Raw genomic sequence first — 18,385 nt, forward strand, 5'->3', positions numbered from 1 at the left:
ATACTGGCCGGATCAGCCAGAACAGCTCGAAACTAGTCAACTTTTATTCAAAAGGAAGGTAATCATGAAACAGAAAACAGCGAGGATTCTTGCATACGCTGTCGTTGCGCTTGGCGCTGGGCAGGCGGCGACCGCTGCTGACCAGTCGCAGATGATGAGCAATTGTAACAGCTATGCAGCGCATCATCTGCACGTTTCCACAAGCGACATCGCATCCTTGTCTTACCAGGGTCAGAGGGTTGACGGCACCCACGCCGTTAATGGCAGCACGACCTCTGGCCAGACATTCCAATGCTCTTTCAATCGGGGCGGAACGCATGTCGTAAACTGGTACCATTCTGGCGGCATCAGTTCCGGCGGGGCAGTTGATGAATCTCAGATGTTGAGCTCCTGCAATACCTATGCTGCGCATCACCTGCATGTGTCGCCAAGCGAAATCGCCTCCCTTTCCTACGAAGGGCAAAGGGTCGACGGTACACATGCCGTCAACGGAAGTGCCGCCTCCGGTCAAACATTCCAATGTTCGTTTGATCGGACTGGTACGCGTGTCGTGCATTGGTATCACTCCGCTCCGACTGATTGTCCGGCAGATGTGTCCGAAGCCGACCGTTACCGCTATCCTGGCTGTAACTGAGACCTGCATCACAACAGAGGAAGACTTGAACAATAAAAAGAACACAGCTTTCATTTTTAGTGGCTTTGGCCGCGGGGCCGGCGCTGGCACAGGAAGGCGCTGCGGAAGCGGTTGGTACGGGTCTGGGATTGGTGATCGGTCTTTTGATCATGATCGTTGTCGGTGCAGTTGTCGGCTGGCTTGCAGGCCTTATCGTTAAGGGCAGCGGACTGGGATTCTGGGGGGATGTCGTGGTCGGGATCGGTGGATCGATCCTGGCGGGGTTTCTGTTCCCAATGCTCGGCATCACGATCGGAACCGGTTTTCCATCACGTCGTTCCATTTCCTACGTTGTGCTTGGTTCGGCGCTACCCGAACTAAAATTGGCGGCTATAGATAACACGTACCTATACCAGTCTATTCGTTGACTGTCGTTAGCTGCCCGTCGCTATCTGCTTGTCTGAGAGTCTCAAGTGGATAAACGAAGGCCACTCGACTATCTGTAACGTTCGTACGCCCACTTTAGCGCAGCGATGTCGGGCGCATATTGAGAGATGTTCCCTCGCTCATGAGCGTTGTCCGTTGCTGCCGCATCATGAGGCTTTTGAACCCACCGACCGACCAAAGACACGGGGCTTACGTCAAATTCTTCCTTAAACACCCGACTGAAGTGAGCTTGTGAAGAAAATCCCCAACGTTCGGCAATGGCCTTAACGACGCCTCGCACGGGCTGTGCCTCAGACAAATCCCGATATGCTCTGCTCAACCGGCGCGAAACAATGTACCGGTTCACTCCTCCGTATTCTTCCAGGTGGCGGAACAGTGTAGCTCGGGACAGTTTCAATTCTTGGGATATCCTACCCGCGCCAAGCCAATTACATTTAAGATTCTTTTCAATGAAGTCCTTGATGGCATTAACTTGGTCATTTTGGGTATTTGTATATTTTTCATGTCTCGTTCTATTAGATAGAACGCTTTTGAGCGTCCCTGAGATGCTTTCTGCAAGAACCGAAAGCTCATTTTGGCTCAGATGGTCAAGCTCCTGAAATGCGGCGTCAATGGTTGCCAGAAGAAAACGTCCGAGGGCGGAGTCTAGGCTGAAACTCAAGACGGGCGGATGGGTCGACGGGTCATATCCAAGTGCGTGATGGGGTAAAAAGATCGAAACCAGTTCGTGATCTGTGTGAGCTTCGCTTTTGGATCGATTTTGATCGATAAAGTGGAGCGCACTGCTATCCAAGTGGAATTTCTCACCATCTAACTGAATGGTTTCTCCGCCACACTGATACAGTTTAACCTTTATGAGGCGAGTGGGGCGCCCCTCGACTAGCTTGCTCGGTCTGAATATGGTGTTCGCTTTCGTTCGGACCCTGAAAAATAAGATATCCGGTGCAAGCCACATACGCGTGGCAAATCTATAGTCGTTCCCCGCACAGGCTGCTGAAGCTAGTTCGTATGTTTCGTCGGTTATCTCACGCCAAATTGCTCGCGCCTGATCTGGCGGCAAATCAAAAGTATTGACGTAGTAAGATGCAGCCATTCCGTACTCCGACGAAGCGATCTCAGCAGACTTTAGGCAAACACACCGAGGCGAATTCAGTGTTCGGATAACATTTATTCTTGGAAAGGCACAGAACTCTCCCGGCACTATTCGGATTAAGCTTCACCATCAACTATTTGGAGTTGCCATCACTTTTCGCGTGGCAATACCCATTGCGGTTGTCGCGCGTCCAGGCAGCTCAGGTCAAGGTCAGCGCCTGGATCCTGGATAAAGGCGCCGGCAATCTGGCCCACACAGTCACCCGCGTAGCTCCAAACCTCATGCCCACTCTGCGGAACAAGGACGTAAGTGCTGTTCTCCAGTTCGCGGGCGGCACGCTTGCCCATGAAGACCGGCGTCCGCCTGTCGTATGCGCCTTGCAGGATCAGCGTCGGAACCGTGCTGCTCACCGGGTCTTTAACTTGGATGGGCGCAGCTGCCACAGGCCAGTTACGACAAAGGTCTGCCATCGTTTGCGATAATGCTAGGTTGCCCAATTGTGGAAATGCCAGATCGTTGTAGCTGTTGACGGCATCCTCGAAGCGCTCAAACGGGATGTCCTCGATGCAATGGATCGTGTTGAACAATGGCTGAGCGAGCCTGCCGGCAACGGATAGACGCTGTTTGGCCAATTCAAGCTTTGCCAATTCCGCGGGATCGCCAATACCCATCTCAGCCGCGAAGTCCGCCTGGATCTGTGCGACGTAAGGCGATTCAGCGATCGCCTCGGCGGTCAGCGTTGCCAATTTTGCATTGAGTCGATCACCTGTTTCGCCGCTGAAGGTTTCCGCGACAACGGTCTGCATGGCTGCCAGTGGATCCGCTTCAACAAGGGAAAAATTGAGATAGACGATCAATTCCAAGCCTGAAACGCCGCCGAGGGCATCATAGGCATCGCCGATAAAGGCCTGCACCGGGTCGCTCCGGTCGAGGTCGCCTGCATAGTTTCGGGGGGGATCGTTGCCAACAATCCCATCGCGCAGCGCCAGATAGGTGTCCAAAAGACCCGCCTCCAGTTCGACGATCATGCTGGGCAGGTAAGCGGCCTGAGAGGCACCGACCATCATCATTTGCTTGGCCACATCACCCAAGGTGACCGACTCCCCACTGGCGATGAGCGGTTCGTCCTCAAGCCTGTTTAGCAAAGCAGACAGCCGCATGTCCAAATTGGGGTACGCTTGGCGACACCCGGCATCCGCCCGGCACTCCGCCAGCAGCTGCAGCATAAAGTCATGATCTTTGCGCGGAAACGCGGCGATCGTGTAGATCGAAGGCGGAAAGGCTGAATCCAGGACAACGGAACGCAGTGTGGGCGCGTCATCGTATGTGGGCAGTTCAGCCATGATCGTCATGGCCAGACGTGTGCCATAGGAGACGCCGTGGACCGTGAAACCCTCGTAGTCCAACGCCTTGAGGAGTTCCACGATGTCGCGAGCACCGGCAGCGGTCGTGAATTGACTAAGATCGAGCCCCTGTGCGGTAAACTGCGCCCAGCAGATCTCGTTCAGAACCGGGATATCTAGCTCTTCCAGCTTCGGCGTGGTTGAACCTGCCGCCAACGGGTTGAAGGACGCTGCTTGCAAGGCTTCGATCTGGGCCGGCGGCGCATCATTCTGCAGCGCCAAGACCAGGCACTCTTCATAGCCCAGGCGCTGGCTGAAGCCCGTTCCGCGCTGATCCATGCGAATGATGTCGTGGTTTTCCCGCAGACGCTGATAGCCATCAATGGGTTTGGTCAGTGAACTCTGGCCGGGACCGCCGGCCAGAAAGATCAGGGCATTGGACGCAGGATCTTCGCCAGCCGCCTTGACCGTGACAAAAGCCAGGTCGAGATATGGGCCGTCCGGCTCGCCCCAGTACTGCGGCACGGTGAAGACGCCGCAGTAGTAGTCCTCGCCCTCCACCGCGTTGATACCCGGCGACTGTGTTGGTTCGCAGGCTTCAATATGGATACCGGCTACTCGACCGGATAGACGTGGAGGGGAGATGACCCTTGCCAGCCGATCGACCTGTAAATCCAATTGTGAGGCAAATGCTTTATGCGTCTCGCCCTGATAGGAAGCGATCAGCATGACAAGCACTATCAAGAGAAACGACGTTATTCTGTTCACAGAAGTTTGCACCTTAGAGGATAGTAATTGAACCTTCATTTTCTTGGTATCGGGCCCGCTGTCGTCGGGAGGGCGGTAAGGTTTGCGCCCCCTGCGCCACTTCCAGTCGAATTCGCCAAGCTTGGTGGGGCTTCTCCAGCCAGTGCTGAGTCGATCCGTCGTGCAAGTTCCGCATAATGGCCCGAAACTGCAGGATCGTCGCTATCCCCTGAGGCCGCGCGCAGTCTCGTAGCAAGCTGCGGCAGCCTTGCACGCGCCCAGGCTGGAAAGGCCGTCTCTGCTCCAGTCGATGCGGTGACATTCAAGGCGTCTGGGTCGGAGCTCAATAATCCTGCAAGAAGTGTCAGAACTCCGCGCGGGGCTGGGGGAGCGACAATAATTTCCCAGGCAGACTGAATGAAGGCGCTCTGCATCGCGCGTCGACGCGGATCAGTTTCGCCGAGGTCGCTGAATAGCACTGCAAGCATGTCATCACCAAGGTCGACGGGCCCATACGCATCCGCGTCGCGCCTCTGCTGCTCGTCGAGCGCCCCGAGCAGCTTCCCATTGAGCAAGAGAATAACAGCTTGTGAGGCGGCACCATCTAGAGTCAGGCGAGCGCCGGCTGGTTCCAACCGGTCGATAAGGCTGGGCATCTCGAACATACTAAGAGTGTCAGGCGCCTCCTCAAGTACGAAGCGGACGGATCTGCGTTGTTCGGGTGCTGGCACAGGACGATAACGCTCAACGTTCGCGGGTTCGTCGTAGACGCCGCCAACATTGGTCAGAACACTCTGAACGAAAGACAGATAAGTGCTCAAAGCCTGATCGTAAGCCGAGCGAATTATGTCTTCGTCGCCGCCTGCTGCGGAGGGGAGATTAGAGAGTGCCTCCCTCAATCGTATTGCGACGAGCCGCGTTGCCTCCACCCTGTCGTCCGCCGTATTCTCTCTTTGCAGACGCGGGTCACTGCCTTGCCGAGACTCCGATGGCATCTCGGCGGCTGCCCATCGAAGTGTTCTGTCCGACTTCGATCGCTCGATCAATGACGCGAGGCCGGTTTCGGTCGCCTCGGCACCTCCAAAATCGCGATAACCGTATTCGATAGCCAGGCGGTCATATGCCGAGATTTGGGGGTAGAAGTCTTCGACGCCATCCCCCGGTTGTGCCGCCTGGTTAAAGCGCCCATATGCCATTATGGACCCATTCGGGCCGTTCTCAGCCATGAAGGCGGGGTCTCGTTGCTGGGCGATGCTCCATACCGTCGAAGCAATGTGATTGTGGCGTAGGCCCAGTGTGTGCCCAACCTCGTGCGCCACCACGTAACGCATCAATTCGCCTTGTTTCTCGGGTGAGAGAGGCAGGGTGTTCGCCTCTGGGTCTACGGCGTTGTGCAGAAGATAGTAATAGGTTTCGAAGTATGGGATCACCTTGGGCCAGACAAGGATGTGGGCTGACAGGATTTCACCCGAACGGGGATCGTAGAGAACCGGTCCCATGGCATTTGCCATTTCCTGGGGGAGCCAGCGCACGACGTTGATGCGCGCATCTTCGGCCGACCAGTCGGGGTCTTCTTCAGGCGTCGGCGCGTCGCGTGCAACGATTGCGTTCGAAAAGTCCGCCGCCTCGAAAGCGACGTTCCACATTTCGATACCCTCGCGGATATAGGGCCGCCATCGATCGGGAACCCCCTGACCGATGTAGTAAACAAGCGCCTCGACCGGGTCGGTCGGCCCGGTCGCATCGGGGTCGGCTTTCTCGAGCCTGTGGCGCAGAATGTAGGTGACATCGCGCACCGGCGCATCGTTGCCGTACTCGACAAACGAGGTATTGAAATGCCCCATTAGCGGGTCAGCCTCTCGTGGGGTCATAAGCTCTTCGGGAAGGATGACAAGCCAATGACCGACGATCATCGACTTTGCACCTTTGGGCGTGGGAAAGGTCAGATGCGAACGGATGGAGATATTCTCTGGAAAGGACCGCGCACGGTCTATCCATGATCGCGCGGGGTCGGCGGCTGCGGCACCGATGGCCGAGCCTGCCGTCAGAGGACCGCCAATGTCAGTCGAGAACACGTCCGTCACATCGAGAAGTAGCTCACCCTCAGGCCCTTCGGCCGTGATAGGAAGGCCGAACAGGACAGGACCCAGCGTTACGCTTCCGACAGCGATCTGAATCGGTGCCAGTTTGGCGTCGAGATGGTGATCGCTGTCAGCTACCGCCGCGCGACGTACATTGTGGCCAGCGAGGTCTCTTACGAAAACTTGGTTGCCCCTTCGTTCAAGCCTGACAATGGTCTCCCCGATCGCGTTACCAGAGTAGCTAATGACCCCTGCAGGTAGGCTAACAGCCTCTGCATACCACATGAAGACGCGGTCGAGCAGGATCGGCGGTATTAAGATAAGCGTTCTGCCGTCCTTTTCCCAAAGTTGCGCCGGGCCCTCGCCTAACTGCGTCGCTCCGTCGAGGGCGGCCTTATAGGGATCAGTTTCGGCTTCTGCAGTTTCATCAGTCTTGGTTTCTGAAGTCTTCACAGAAGAATTCTCCACAGAATTGGACGCATTGGTGGCTTGACTTGCATCCTGCCCAATGGCGGCGCTAGCAGCAAAAAGTACGAGCACTATTATCACATTGAAGGTCATCTTAACGAGGATTCCACCTACGAACCGCCCGCCCAAGCCGATCAGATCTTTGCCCAACTGATCCTCCTATTCATAGACGTCCTATTTTTTCCTGTGACGCCAAGCAGATCACGGTTGCTATCTGTTGGCGAGCCAACCGTCGTTATAGACACGTGCGAAATACGGTTCGAACCTGGAATCGTATCCCCCGTGCCGCTCGTAGGCCATACTCATTCCCACGCCTGTGTCGTTGGCGCCGAGACGATAGCCATCCTGATAATACTCACACTCGTTACCGCCCAAGCCAGATGGACAAGCGCTGCTCGAGCCGCTCGAGGTTGTTTCAACGCAGCCCGACAAGACCAAAGCGGTTGCAAGGGTTGCTACACTCAAAAAAAATCGATTTCGTTCTCATTGCGTCCTCCATTTATCCTGCCATTTCCCCATCTTCAGTGTTCAGCCATCGAGAGACGAGTTTGAGTGCTGCCGGCATGGCAATGTTATCAGCGATAGTGTCGCCAACAGGCTTCGTAGCCCTGCTTGAAATAGGGTTCAAAGCGGGTGTCGTACATGTTTGAGTGACGCTCATAGGCCATGCTCATGCCCATCTTGGCGTCGCCGGCACCCTCGTGGCATCCGTCATCATAGTAAGCACGTTCGTTTGACCCAGCTTCGGGCGCGCCACTATGGGAATGCCGTCCCCGGTTCTGAACATCCGCGATCGCGTTTTCGTAGCCGATGTTGTAACCTTCATTATAACAATCGCCTCGAGATGGCCTAGTTTTAACCAAGGCATGGAAATGGCGATTGTGCCGCGTTGGGGCATAGTCCCGTTGGCGCGCGCCATCGGCGCCCCCATCCCTTACGCCAGTTTCATAAGCGTGTTGCCACTTCAGTGGACATTCTGAGGCTTGAGCCGCACCCGTCATGCCCATCACTGTTGAGACTGCTATCAAGATCGTTCTACCAGACACCGCCCTTTTTACAGATATCAATGGTCCCCTCCCATCTGATTATATTAAACAAACATTTACACTAAGAAGCCATTTGCGCCAGCGTTGCCAACCATGGAAGCACATTGAACATCAGGATGGTTTCTTGCTTTGTCGAATTGTCGGGACTTTGGTTTCCGGGGGCAATGCCAAACAGGCTCTCAATCCGACGCTATATTGGCTATTATTGGCGTCAAATAGCGTCGATTTTTCGTTGTGGTCTGCGGCTAGTCTGCTGTATGGTGTTTGCTCCGGTAATTTGCCTGGTCGAGCACAGAGGCAGAAATGGCACTTGATGACTTCGCGATCAACCTTCGATTGCTATGCAGCTACGGTCGTTCGGTTTCGGATATCTGTCGCCGGATCGGGATCAATCGTCAGCAGTTCAATCGCTATCTCGCCGGCACGACCAAGCCGTCGCTGCACACAGTCCGGCGGCTGTGCGACTTCTTCGGAATCGAAGATCACGAGCTCTTTCTGAATCACGACGAGTTCTCGGAAATAATTAGACTGAAGTCGCCACGCATCGATCAACCGAGGAATCCACTCCACGGCTTTGTTGAAAGACTCTGCAAACCGCCTGACACGGGCCTGAAGGACTGGAAAAAGTATCTCGGGTACTACTACTTCTATTTCATTCCGGAGCGCACATCAGGAATGGTCTATCGAAGTCTAACAAACCTCTATCAGGAAGGTGACTTCATCCTGTCTCGCCAGATCGAACGCTACCCGGACAGCGAGTTCAATTTACCCCGCGTCATTAGGCACGAAGGTATCGTCTATCCGGCCGCCGGCCGTCTAGTCATATCGGAACGCCAGGAAGAACCAGGTTCGTCGGCTTGGCATTCAGTCTACTACAAGTCGGATCTCAACCCGATCACCTTCCTCTCCGGGCTTACCCTTGGGGTTAATCCGGACAACGCGCATGAGATTGTCTGTTTCAGATCGGTGCTGGAGTACCTCGGCAAGGACATCAACGTACGGGATGTGATGCGAAATTGTGGCAACTTCGACCCGGAATCGGCGGAAATCAGTGATTACGTCCGGTACTGCATCAAAAACGATCTCTCTGATAACTCACCGGCAATGATGCCGCGATTCTGACGCACCCGCCCCGATCGCCATACATCGAACTGAACTACTCCCTATCTCTTGGACAGGATCTGGCGTACGTTCAGCTACTCGTTGCACCTGCTGATCGGATTGACTGATTTGGGCGGACTTCAAAATGATTTAAGCCTGTCATTCGCCGCAAACTGCACCGATGGATGCCACAGTCAGAGTATGCGCATGTCGAAGGCATAGCCCGCTAAGATCCGACGATTCAAAGTCTGTCAGTCATACACTTTAAGTGACAAGGTTTTAGCGTTGTCATTAGCAGTAACAGTTACATAGATTGCAAGGTCAACGCCGGGCTCAATGCGGTCATCTGGCTGTTTTACTCAGATGACTGCTTTGCCGCTGCGGATTCAATGGATCGCCGCAACACACTGAGCAAACCTCTCTGCTGGTGTTTCGTATTGCAAGATCTTTCTTGGGCGCTCAATGAGCTGTCTTGTTACGGCACTGAGTTAAGGGCGCGTCTGCCTCAAGCAACCCAATGACATCTCGCCATTTTTTTGACTGTGGTAAAGTTCCGAGCCTGATATGGCCCATGCGATCCTCCCAGATTTAATCTGAGCTGGGACAGATGAACGTCGAATGCAAAAGAAAATTCGAGCTGAAGCTTACCTAGTGCTTACCCCGCTGGAGGCGCCAACATAATTTTCTGAGTTAAGTTATTGATTTAAATGGTGAGCCCGTCCGGGTTCGAACCGGAGACCTACTGATTAAAAGTCAGTTGCTCTACCAACTGAGCTACAGGCCCACTAGGCCGTCTACTTAGAAAGACGGGTGAAAGGGGTCAAGCCCGAAATGCACGAAACTTCGGCTCAGGCTGGAATAGTCTGCTTTGCGGGGTTATATGCGCGCAATGAACAACGCTGATACATCAGAATTGCCTTTTATGAAGATGCACGGGCTGGGCAACGACTTTGTTGTACTGGACGCGCGCGCGCGCAGCATTGATGTGTCACCTGCTTTGGCCATTGCCATCGGGAATCGCCATTTTGGCGTTGGATTTGATCAGCTTGCCCTGATCACGCGTGGAACGGCAGATGCGCATCTGACGTTTTTTAACGCGGACGGAACGATTTCGGCGGCATGTGGAAACGCCACGCGCTGTATTGCGCGCTATCTGATGGACGAATCAGATGTGTCTTCTGTGCACCTGACGACAGACCGTGGTGATCTTTTTGCCTGTCGCGCAAGTGACGGGGAAACATCGGTGAATATGGGACACCCGCAACTGGATTGGGCAGACATTCCTTTGGCGCGCGCGATGGATACAATTGAACTGCCTCTGGATGGCGCCCCGACCGCGACAGGCATGGGCAATCCGCATTGCAGCTTTTTCGTCGAAAACGTGGACAGCATCGATCTGGAAAAGTTCGGGCCCTTGATCGAGCATCATGCGCTTTTTCCGAACCGTACAAATGTGCAGGTTGCCCAGATTGTCGGGCGCGATCATATCCGGATGCGGGTTTGGGAACGTGGCGTGGGCATTACGCTGGCGTCCGGGTCTTCGTCCTGTGCGGTGGCGGTGGCTGCCGCGCGGCGGGGGCTGACAAGCCGGGCCGTACGTATTGATCTGGACGGTGGAACGCTTCATATCGACTGGCGTGATGACGGGGTCTGGATGACAGGGCCCACAAGTCATGTATTTTCCGGCTCCTTTACCCGTTCTTTTCTGGAGTCGATCAAGTGAGTGCCCCTGTATTTGCCACGCTTGGCTGCCGGTTGAACGCTTATGAAACCGAAGCGATGAAAGAGCTTACTGCCGGGGCGGGACTGGAAAACGCCGTTATCGTCAACACATGCGCCGTCACAGCAGAAGCGGTGCGCAAGGCGCGGCAGGAAATTCGCAAACTGCGGCGCGAAAACCCCGGTGCCCGTCTGATCGTGACAGGATGCGCCGCGCAAACCGAACCAAAGACGTTTTCCGATATGGAAGAAGTCGATGCGGTGATCGGAAACACAGAGAAAATGCAGCCTGGCACATGGGCCGGTCTGGCGGGCGATTTTGGCACCGAACCCGTTCAGGTGGATGACATCATGTCCGTGACCGAAACGGCTGGCCACCTGATAGACGGGTTTGGCACCCGAAGCAGAGCCTATGTTCAGGTCCAGAACGGCTGTGATCACCGGTGCACCTTCTGCATCATTCCCTATGGGCGTGGCAATTCCCGGTCGGTTCCGGCCGGGGTGGTGGTGGAACAGATCAAACGGCTTGTGGGGCGCGGCTATAACGAGGTGGTGCTGACCGGGGTCGATCTGACCAGTTGGGGGGCAGACCTGCCGTCTGAGCCGCGACTGGGCGATCTGGTGATGCGAATTCTGAAACTGGTGCCGGATCTGGCCCGTTTGCGCATCAGTTCTATCGATTCCATTGAAGTTGATGAAAACCTGATGCAGGCCATCGCGACCGAGCCACGTTTGATGCCACACCTGCATTTGTCGTTGCAGCATGGCGATGACATGATCCTGAAACGGATGAAACGGCGCCATCTGCGCGATGATGCCATCCGGTTCGTCCAGGCTGCCCGCGCCCTGCGTCCGGATATGACCTTTGGCGCCGATATTATCGCCGGGTTTCCAACTGAAACCGAGGCGATGTTCGAAAACTCGCTAAAGCTGGTAGAGGACTGTGATCTGACCTGGCTGCATGTGTTTCCCTATTCCGCACGGCAGGGTACGCCTGCGGCGCGCATGCCTGCGGTGAACGGGGCAGATATCAAATCGCGCGCGGCGCGGTTGCGCAATGCAGGCGATCAGCAGGTCAAACGCCATCTGAACGCGCAAATCGGCAAGACCCACCGCATTCTGATGGAAAGCCCGCATATGGGGCGGACCGAGCAGTTTACAGAAGTGCGGTTCGACACACCGCAACCGGAGGGTCAGATCGTGTTAGCCAGGATCCTGTCGCAACGGGACGGACAGTTGTACGCTGCCTGAGTGGTGGCAGCGCGATCTGCTTTTGCTTTATGTTCCAGCTTTGCTAAGCTGAATGTCTGGTAAGAAAGCAGCTTATGGCCCCTGAACCCCTTCATAGCTTTGGCTTTATGGCCGGTGCGTCCCCGGGCCTGACGCGGCTTATGGGATCGGTTGCATCCAAAGTGTCGCTTGAACCGAATGCCGTTCTGTTCGAACAGGGGGACGCTGGCGATGCTTTGTATGCGATTGTTTCAGGCGCGTTGGAAGTCAGTGTTCTGTCGCGCGACGGACGTAAGCTTGCCCTCGATATATTTCGACAGGGTGCGTTGTTTGGCGAAATCGCGCTGTTTGATCCGGGGCCGCGTACAGCTACGGTAACCGCAATCGAGCCTTGCGTGCTGCACAAGATCAAAAACGCCGATCTGCTGCGCGAAATCCGGTCTGATCCTGATCTTGCCGAAGATCTGATCCGCCTTGCAGGCCAGCGGATGCGGTGGATGGGTGATCAGTTAAGCGAACAGGTTTTCCTGCCGATGCCAATGCGCCTTGCGCGCCGCATCCTTCATTTGACAGATACAGAGCATGATACGCTTACCCTGTCCCAGTCCGTACTGGCAGACCATGTCGGTGCCACCCGCGAAGCCGTTTCCAAGACAATGGCCGCATGGCGCAAAGCAGGTGTTATTTCATCGCTGCGGGGCGGGATGAAAGTGCTGGATCGGGCTGCACTGCGGGCGCTTGCTGACCTGACTTAAACAAATCCAGAATTTTTGTGTGTTTGTGTGTTTGTGTGTTTGTGTGATCAAGTTCACAGACCGGACGCCGTACAACTGGCATAGTCATCTTATTCAAACCAAGGTTGGTCCTCCCTAACAACCGATCAGAACCAATAGAAAGAAAGGTGTTCGAAAATGTCCCGTCCCAGCACACACAACGTACGCCGCATTTTTTATCCGTCCCCGGTTGCTCTGGCCCGCGATATTTTTGGCTGGATTTCATTCACAAGTGAACAATGCCGCGCTGCTCAACGCCAGATCAACAGAACCTATAACCAGTAAAAACGGTGTTTACAAAGGGCAGAGGAAGTCTCCCAAGTAAACGGTAAATAAAGTAGCCGCTGCCTAGGGGCTGTTGACGTTCGGGATTCCCAAATCACTTAACTTCTGATTCAAGGTTGCAAACAGAGGAGAGCAGCCTTGACCCGAAGAGTCCTGACCGATGCGCATTGGACAATCATCGACCCGTATTGTCTTGGAAAACCCACAGACCCGGGACAAACTGGGCGCGATCCTCGCCTGTTTGTGGAAGCCGTCCTTTGGATCGTTCGCACTGGGGCACAATGGCGCGAGTTGCCGGACGAATTCGGCAAGTGGAACTCTGTGTTCAAGCGGTTCCGCAGGTGGGTTAAGGCAGATATTTTCTATCATATGTTCAAAGTATTAGCCTCAGACGCCGACCTCGAATACGCCATGATCGATGGCACCATCGTCAAGGTTCACCGCTCTGGCCAAGGCGCAAAAGGGGGACTCTTTGCCAGGCCATCGGGCGCTCTCGCGGGGGGATAACCACGAAGATACTGGCGCTGACGGACGCGCTCGGCAACCTCGTCGATTTTTGCCTGATGCCCGGACAAGCCCATGATCTGCGCGAGACCGATACACTGATCCGAAATCTGTCTGCCGGGCACCTGCTGGCGGACAGGGCCTTTGATGCGGATTGGCTGCGCAATGACCTGCTGGATCGCGACATCACTCCGGTCATTCCGCCGAAGTCCAACCGGAAGTTCCCGGCGGAGTTCGACAAAGACACCTACAAATGGCGGCACCTGATCGAAAACTACTTTGGCAAACTGAAGGAAAACAGAGGGATAGCTATGCGCTCGTGCAAAACAGACCCCAGCTTCAAAGCATTCATCTCGATCGCCGCTACAATCATTCACATCAGGTGAACGTCAACAGCCCCTAAAGAAAACGCCCTGTGCAATTCACTGCACAGGGCGTTTTTGATTTTAACATTCTGGAAAAAGCGTCAGCTTGTCTTTTTGCCTTTGACCGGCGCCCAGATGCGTTTGTTTGTGAGATACAAAAGAACGGACAAGACTGTCAGGAATAGTACGCCAACAAAACCAGCTTGCTTGCGCGCCATCATTTTCGGCTCGGCTGTCCACATCAGGAAGGCGGATACATCCGCAGACAGATGGTGCAGATCGTTTTTGTGGCCGTCTTCGTATTCAACCAGCTCGTCCGACAGGGGCGGTGCCATTGCAATCCATCCGCCCGGAAACGCGGTGTTTTCGTAGAAAGTTACACCAGCCTGTTCTTTTTCCTCGCCAGTATATCCAACCAGCAGGGATGCAATGTATTCCGGTCCACCCATGCCCTTGAAGAACTGGTTTATGCCCAATCCATAGGGTCCGTGAAAGCCGGCCCGCTTTTTCGCCATCAATGACAGATCAGGCGCGGTTTCAAGGTTAGACCCCGGAAAATGATCAACCGGCGTTGCCGCGCGAAAATCATCCAGCTCGGCATCGAATACCTCGAAATTCTGTTCGGCATAGGCGCGGATCTGATCCTCGGGCATGGCCGGTCCGCCATCGTCCGAAAGGGTGCGCAAGGGCACGTATTTCAGACCATGGCAGGCTGCGCAGACTTCGGTGTAGACCTGCAGGCCGCGTTGCAACTGGTTCGGGTCGTAAACGCCGAACGGGCCTTCGAACGAGAAATCGAAATCCTCGATATGCTGATCCCCGCCGCCAGCGGCCATGACGCCTCCGGTTGAAAGGGTCAGGGCGGTCACTGCGGAAAGTGCAAGTGTCTTGAACATTGTCCCGTTTCCTTTCTTATTCTGCCGGTGTGGCGTCAGACGCCTTGGGGTAATGCGAGTCAAAGTCTTCCTCGATTGTCGCGGGTGGTGCGACCGGTTTTTCGATCACGCCCAAAAGCGGCAGGATGACAAGGAAGTAGGCAAACCAGTACCCTGACGCGATAAGGGCCCACGTTGCATAAGGCTCTTCGGCGGGCATTGCCCCCAGCCACATCAGCACCATGAAGTCGATGCAGAGCAGCGCGAACCACCATTTGAACATCGGGCGATAGCGGCCCGACCGCACGCTGGACGTATCCAGCCAAGGCGCCAACGCCATAACCGCGATCGCACCGAACATCGCCAGAACACCAAAGAACTTGGCGTCAATGATGCCGCCTGTCACAAAAGATGCGATCTGCACCACCCAAACTTCGGAGGTGAAGGCACGCAGGATGGCGTAGAACGGCAGGAAGTACCATTCCGGCACGATGTGTGCGGGCGTCACCAGCGGGTTCGCTTCGATGTAGTTGTCGGGGTGGCCCAGATAGTTCGGCATAAAGCCAACCACGGCAAAGAACACAGCCAGAATAACCGCCAGTGCGAACAAATCCTTGATCACAAAATAGGGCCAGAACGGCAGCGTGTCTTTTTCGGCCTCTTCCTTGGACCCGCGGCGCACCTCAACCCCGGTGGGGTTGTTGTTGCCTGTTGTGTGGAAGGCCCAGATATGGACAGCCACCAGCGCGGCAATCACGAAGGGCAGCAGATAGTGCAGGCTGAAGAAACGGTTCAGTGTGGCATTGTCCACCGCCGGTCCGCCCAAAAGCCAGGTTTGCAGGGTGTCACCGATGAACGGGATCGCTCCGAACAGGCCGGTGATCACGGTCGCGCCCCAGAATGACATCTGACCCCAGGGGAGAACATAACCCATAAAGGCCGTGCCCATCATCATCAGATAGATCAGCATACCGATGATCCACGTGATTTCGCGGGGGGCCTTGTACGATCCGTAATAGAGACCACGGAAAATGTGCAGATAGACGGCAACAAAAAACAGCGACGCGCCGTTCTGGTGCATGTAGCGCAGCATATAGCCGCCGTTCACGTTGCGCATGATGTGTTCAACCGACGCAAAGGCGTTGTCGACATGCGGTGTGTAATGCATCGCAAGAACAATGCCCGTTGCAATTTGCAAGACAAGGCAGAACGTCAGAACGATACCCCAGATCCACATCCAGTTCAGGTTCTTGGGTGTGGGGATCATAATGGTGTCATACATCAATCCGACGATCGGGAGGCGCGAATGCAGCCACTTTTCACCACCGGATTTCGGTTCGTAATGGTCGTGAGGAATACCAGCCATTTCTGTTTTCTCCCTTAACCCAGTTTGATCGTGGTTTCGTCCACGAATTCAGCAACAGGAACCGGAAGGTTTTCCGGTGCCGGACCTTTGCGGATGCGACCTGATGAATCGTAGTGCGATCCGTGGCACGGGCAAAACCAGCCGTGGAAGTCGCCGGCACCGTCGCCCAAAGGCACACAGCCCAGATGCGTGCAAACACCCAGCATGACCAGCCATTCGCCGTTTTCATCCATTGCGCGGTTTTCGTCCGTTGCCGGGGCTGCGCCGATATTGTTGTTGCGCGCATCGCCATCAGGCAGATCCGCCAGATCCACGGCGCGGGCATCCGCAATCTCTTCTTCTGTGCGGCGGCGGATAAACACGGGTTTGCCCAGCCATTTGACGGTCAGCTGCGTGCCAACCTCAAGATCCGCAACATCTACACGGATCGAGGACAGCGCCTTGACGTCCGCAGACGGGTTCATCTGGTTGACCAGCGGCCAGACGGCGGCACCTGCGGTTACGGCACCTGCACCTGCGGTCGCATAATAGAGGAAATCCCTCCGTGTGCCTTCGTGGTCTTCTGCATGGGACAAGGGGCTCACTCCATTCCTGCACCCGGCAATCCGGGCCAATACGCGTTTCGGCCACGCCACAGCGCAGCCAGTCCTTTGGGGCTATTTAGCGGTGCAACTGCGCCCCGTAAAGCACTGAAAGGTGTGCATGTGGTCGCAGGCACCACCGCAAAGCGCCATTATGTTCTTTCGACAACATCAGGACGCAACCGCCCAAATCGGATCGCGGTGTTGCGCCGGATCGGGTCAGTTCATTGCGGTGGTACGGTTTGCACCATGCTGGGCCGCTGAGAGAACGCGGCGTACCAAGTGGCAAGCGCGTCGTTTCCGCTGCGCCATCCGCGCGCATCATGGCGCAGATCCACATAGCCCAAAGCGCAGGCAACGGCGATTTGCCCCATGTCCAGCGGGCCGGCCAGATGGCTCATCCAGCGGGTGTTCAACGCGGTACAGGCCCTTGAAATCTTGTCCCATTGGCCTTCGACCCATGGCTGCCATCTGATTTCTTCCGGTCGCAGGCGGGCCTCGTATGTCATGGCCAGCGCGGCATCCAGAATGCCATCTGCCGTCGCCTCAAGCGTCAGGGTATCCCAGCGGCGCGCACCTGCCGGATAAAGGCCAGAGGACGCCCGATCATCCAGATAGGCACAGATAACACGGCTGTCGTACACGGCAGGACCATCGGGCCGTTCAAGTGCGGGCACCTTGGACAGCGGGTTCTTGGCCCCCAGTCCCTGTGCCGGATCTACCGGCGTTCCGGACGTTGGTTCAAGAGTGACATCATCCAGTTGACCGGATTCGTGCAGCAGCACCATGACTTTGCGCACGTATGGTGATGTCGGACTATGATACAGCTTCATTTTCATGCCTTTTCCCAGAATTCAGAGCGAAGCCTAGGCAGCATCACGTCAACTGTCCATGCCCGCTCCGCGCATCATCGCGGATAGCAATTGCACTTCGTGGCCAAGCCCGTATCCATCAACGTGATCGGCCGCGCGCAGCCTTACATCGTCGGGTTTATTCTGGTTCAGCTTCCAGGTCGCGTCGACATCGCTGATCTGCATTTTGCATGGCACGATCATGCGCATCATCTTGTTGAGGGCTGCGGGCGTCATTTTTTCGGTTGTCCACGGGGTTTTGGGCAACAGGCGGTCTTCGTAAAGCGCCGATTGCGCGTCCAGAGTGGCGCGCAATTCTTCAACAGGGCGCAGTTCCAGACTGCCGGTCAGGTGAATTGCCACATAGTTCCAGGTCGGAACCTGATCCGGAACATCGTACCAGTCCGGCGAAATGTAGCTGTCCGGACCGGACACCGCGATTCGCGCCTCTAGCGGTGTTTTCAGGGCGCGCGCGATCGGGTTGGACCGGACCAGATGCAACAGCACCGTTTCATTGTCTTCGCATATCAGAAAAGGCACATGGGACATCACCGGCGCAGATCCGATGCAAACCGCCAGCACGCCGAATCCGCGTTCCCGCGCATAGCTAAGGTTCCGGTCGCGATCGCCCGTGTGAAAAACCGGATTCGGGTGCATGTCGGTTTCGCCTCTTTGTGTTTCGTTTTTCTTATTGAACCCCGCTATCGGAATTGGCAAGTTGGCCGGGTTCTCAGGGCGGGGCGAAATTCCCCACCGGCGGTATGTGGTGAACACCACGAGCCCGCGAGCGCTTTGACCCCTTGCGGTTCAAAGGTCAGCAGATCTGGTGCGATGCCAGAGCCGACGGTCATAGTCCGGATGAGAGAGAACGGTTGAATGTGTCGCTCGTTGCGGCAC

15 protein-coding genes, 1 tRNA gene and 1 riboswitch are annotated in these 18,385 nt (G+C 55.6%); of the genes, 7 read left to right on the forward strand and 9 right to left on the reverse strand.

The window, feature by feature from the left end:
* Positions 1 to 64: 64 nt before the first annotated feature.
* Complete coding sequence (locus OLX72_RS07200; protein WP_433990143.1) at positions 65 to 634, forward strand: hypothetical protein; 570 nt, start codon at positions 65 to 67, stop codon at positions 632 to 634.
* Positions 635 to 693: 59 nt separating this feature from the next.
* On the forward strand, positions 694 to 1,041 hold the full coding sequence (locus OLX72_RS07205) for a GlsB/YeaQ/YmgE family stress response membrane protein (RefSeq protein WP_433990144.1): 348 nt from the start codon (positions 694 to 696) through the stop codon (positions 1,039 to 1,041).
* A gap of 68 nt (positions 1,042 to 1,109) precedes the next feature.
* On the opposite strand, the gene OLX72_RS07210 is transcribed toward OLX72_RS07205, so the two are convergent.
* From OLX72_RS07210 to OLX72_RS07220, 3 genes are all read right to left on the reverse strand, one after another.
* Complete coding sequence (locus tag OLX72_RS07210) at positions 1,110 to 2,153, reverse strand: helix-turn-helix domain-containing protein (RefSeq protein ID WP_433990145.1); 1,044 nt, start codon at positions 2,151 to 2,153, stop codon at positions 1,110 to 1,112.
* 149 nt (positions 2,154 to 2,302) lie between these two features.
* A complete protein-coding gene (locus OLX72_RS07215) occupies positions 2,303 to 4,264 on the reverse strand; it encodes an alpha/beta hydrolase (RefSeq protein WP_162798155.1) in 1,962 nt (653 codons plus the stop codon).
* A 35-nt stretch (positions 4,265 to 4,299) separates the two neighbouring features.
* On the reverse strand, positions 4,300 to 6,942 hold the full coding sequence (locus OLX72_RS07220; RefSeq protein ID WP_433990146.1) for a zinc-dependent metalloprotease: 2,643 nt from the start codon (positions 6,940 to 6,942) through the stop codon (positions 4,300 to 4,302).
* 1,199 nt (positions 6,943 to 8,141) lie between these two features.
* Here OLX72_RS07220 and OLX72_RS07225 point away from each other — a divergent pair.
* A complete protein-coding gene (locus OLX72_RS07225) occupies positions 8,142 to 8,960 on the forward strand; it encodes a helix-turn-helix domain-containing protein (RefSeq protein ID WP_114871818.1) in 819 nt (272 codons plus the stop codon).
* 687 nt (positions 8,961 to 9,647) lie between these two features.
* Here OLX72_RS07225 and OLX72_RS07230 read toward each other — a convergent pair.
* A tRNA-Lys gene (locus tag OLX72_RS07230) sits at positions 9,648 to 9,723 on the reverse strand.
* Positions 9,724 to 9,828: 105 nt separating this feature from the next.
* Between OLX72_RS07230 and dapF the strand changes: the two genes are divergently transcribed.
* The 4 genes from dapF (at position 9,829) to OLX72_RS07250 (ending at position 13,836) form a co-directional block, all read left to right on the forward strand.
* On the forward strand, positions 9,829 to 10,662 hold the full coding sequence (gene dapF, locus OLX72_RS07235; RefSeq protein ID WP_114872479.1) for a diaminopimelate epimerase: 834 nt from the start codon (positions 9,829 to 9,831) through the stop codon (positions 10,660 to 10,662).
* Entirely contained in the window at positions 10,659 to 11,909 is a 1,251-nt protein-coding gene (mtaB, locus tag OLX72_RS07240) for a tRNA (N(6)-L-threonylcarbamoyladenosine(37)-C(2))-methylthiotransferase MtaB (RefSeq protein ID WP_114871803.1), read from the forward strand. The genes dapF and mtaB overlap by 4 nt, the downstream gene beginning before the upstream one ends.
* Positions 11,910 to 11,983: 74 nt before the next feature.
* Positions 11,984 to 12,643 carry a Crp/Fnr family transcriptional regulator gene (locus tag OLX72_RS07245; RefSeq protein ID WP_114871802.1) on the forward strand — a complete coding sequence of 220 codons (660 nt, stop codon included), beginning with the start codon at positions 11,984 to 11,986 and terminating at the stop codon, positions 12,641 to 12,643.
* Positions 12,644 to 13,084: 441 nt separating this feature from the next.
* Positions 13,085 to 13,836 (forward strand): IS5 family transposase gene (locus OLX72_RS07250; RefSeq protein ID WP_433988765.1). Its coding sequence is split into 2 segments (ribosomal slippage): positions 13,085 to 13,418 and positions 13,418 to 13,836, totalling 753 coding nucleotides; the frame shifts between segments, so codons are not numbered across the junction.
* Between the two features lie 80 nt (positions 13,837 to 13,916).
* On the opposite strand, the gene OLX72_RS07255 is transcribed toward OLX72_RS07250, so the two are convergent.
* The 5 genes from OLX72_RS07255 to OLX72_RS07275 all read right to left on the reverse strand — a co-directional run bounded on the left by OLX72_RS07255 (position 13,917) and on the right by OLX72_RS07275 (position 18,145).
* Positions 13,917 to 14,711 carry a cytochrome c1 gene (locus OLX72_RS07255; protein WP_114871801.1) on the reverse strand — a complete coding sequence of 265 codons (795 nt, stop codon included), beginning with the start codon at positions 14,709 to 14,711 and terminating at the stop codon, positions 13,917 to 13,919.
* Between the two features lie 16 nt (positions 14,712 to 14,727).
* The gene (gene petB / locus OLX72_RS07260) at positions 14,728 to 16,056 is read right to left on the reverse strand and encodes a cytochrome b (protein ID WP_114871800.1); all 1,329 of its coding nucleotides are present in this window, start codon (positions 16,054 to 16,056) and stop codon (positions 14,728 to 14,730) included.
* Between the two features lie 14 nt (positions 16,057 to 16,070).
* Positions 16,071 to 16,631: a ubiquinol-cytochrome c reductase iron-sulfur subunit gene (gene petA / locus OLX72_RS07265; RefSeq protein ID WP_114871799.1), complete on the reverse strand. Its 561-nt coding sequence runs from the start codon at positions 16,629 to 16,631 to the stop codon at positions 16,071 to 16,073.
* Positions 16,632 to 16,861: 230 nt separating this feature from the next.
* Entirely contained in the window at positions 16,862 to 17,470 is a 609-nt protein-coding gene (locus tag OLX72_RS07270; protein ID WP_433990443.1) for a glutathione S-transferase, read from the reverse strand.
* A gap of 48 nt (positions 17,471 to 17,518) precedes the next feature.
* Positions 17,519 to 18,145 (reverse strand): FMN-binding negative transcriptional regulator, encoded by a 627-nt coding sequence (locus OLX72_RS07275; RefSeq protein WP_433990147.1) that lies wholly within the window; start codon positions 18,143 to 18,145, stop codon positions 17,519 to 17,521.
* Positions 18,146 to 18,210: 65 nt separating this feature from the next.
* Positions 18,211 to 18,362, forward strand: a riboswitch (FMN riboswitch).
* The last annotated feature ends 23 nt before the right edge of the window (positions 18,363 to 18,385 follow it).

Origin of the sequence: Sulfitobacter sp. TBRI5, from assembly GCF_051013555.1 — a bacterium.
In the GTDB taxonomy this organism is placed as follows: domain Bacteria; phylum Pseudomonadota; class Alphaproteobacteria; order Rhodobacterales; family Rhodobacteraceae; genus JL08.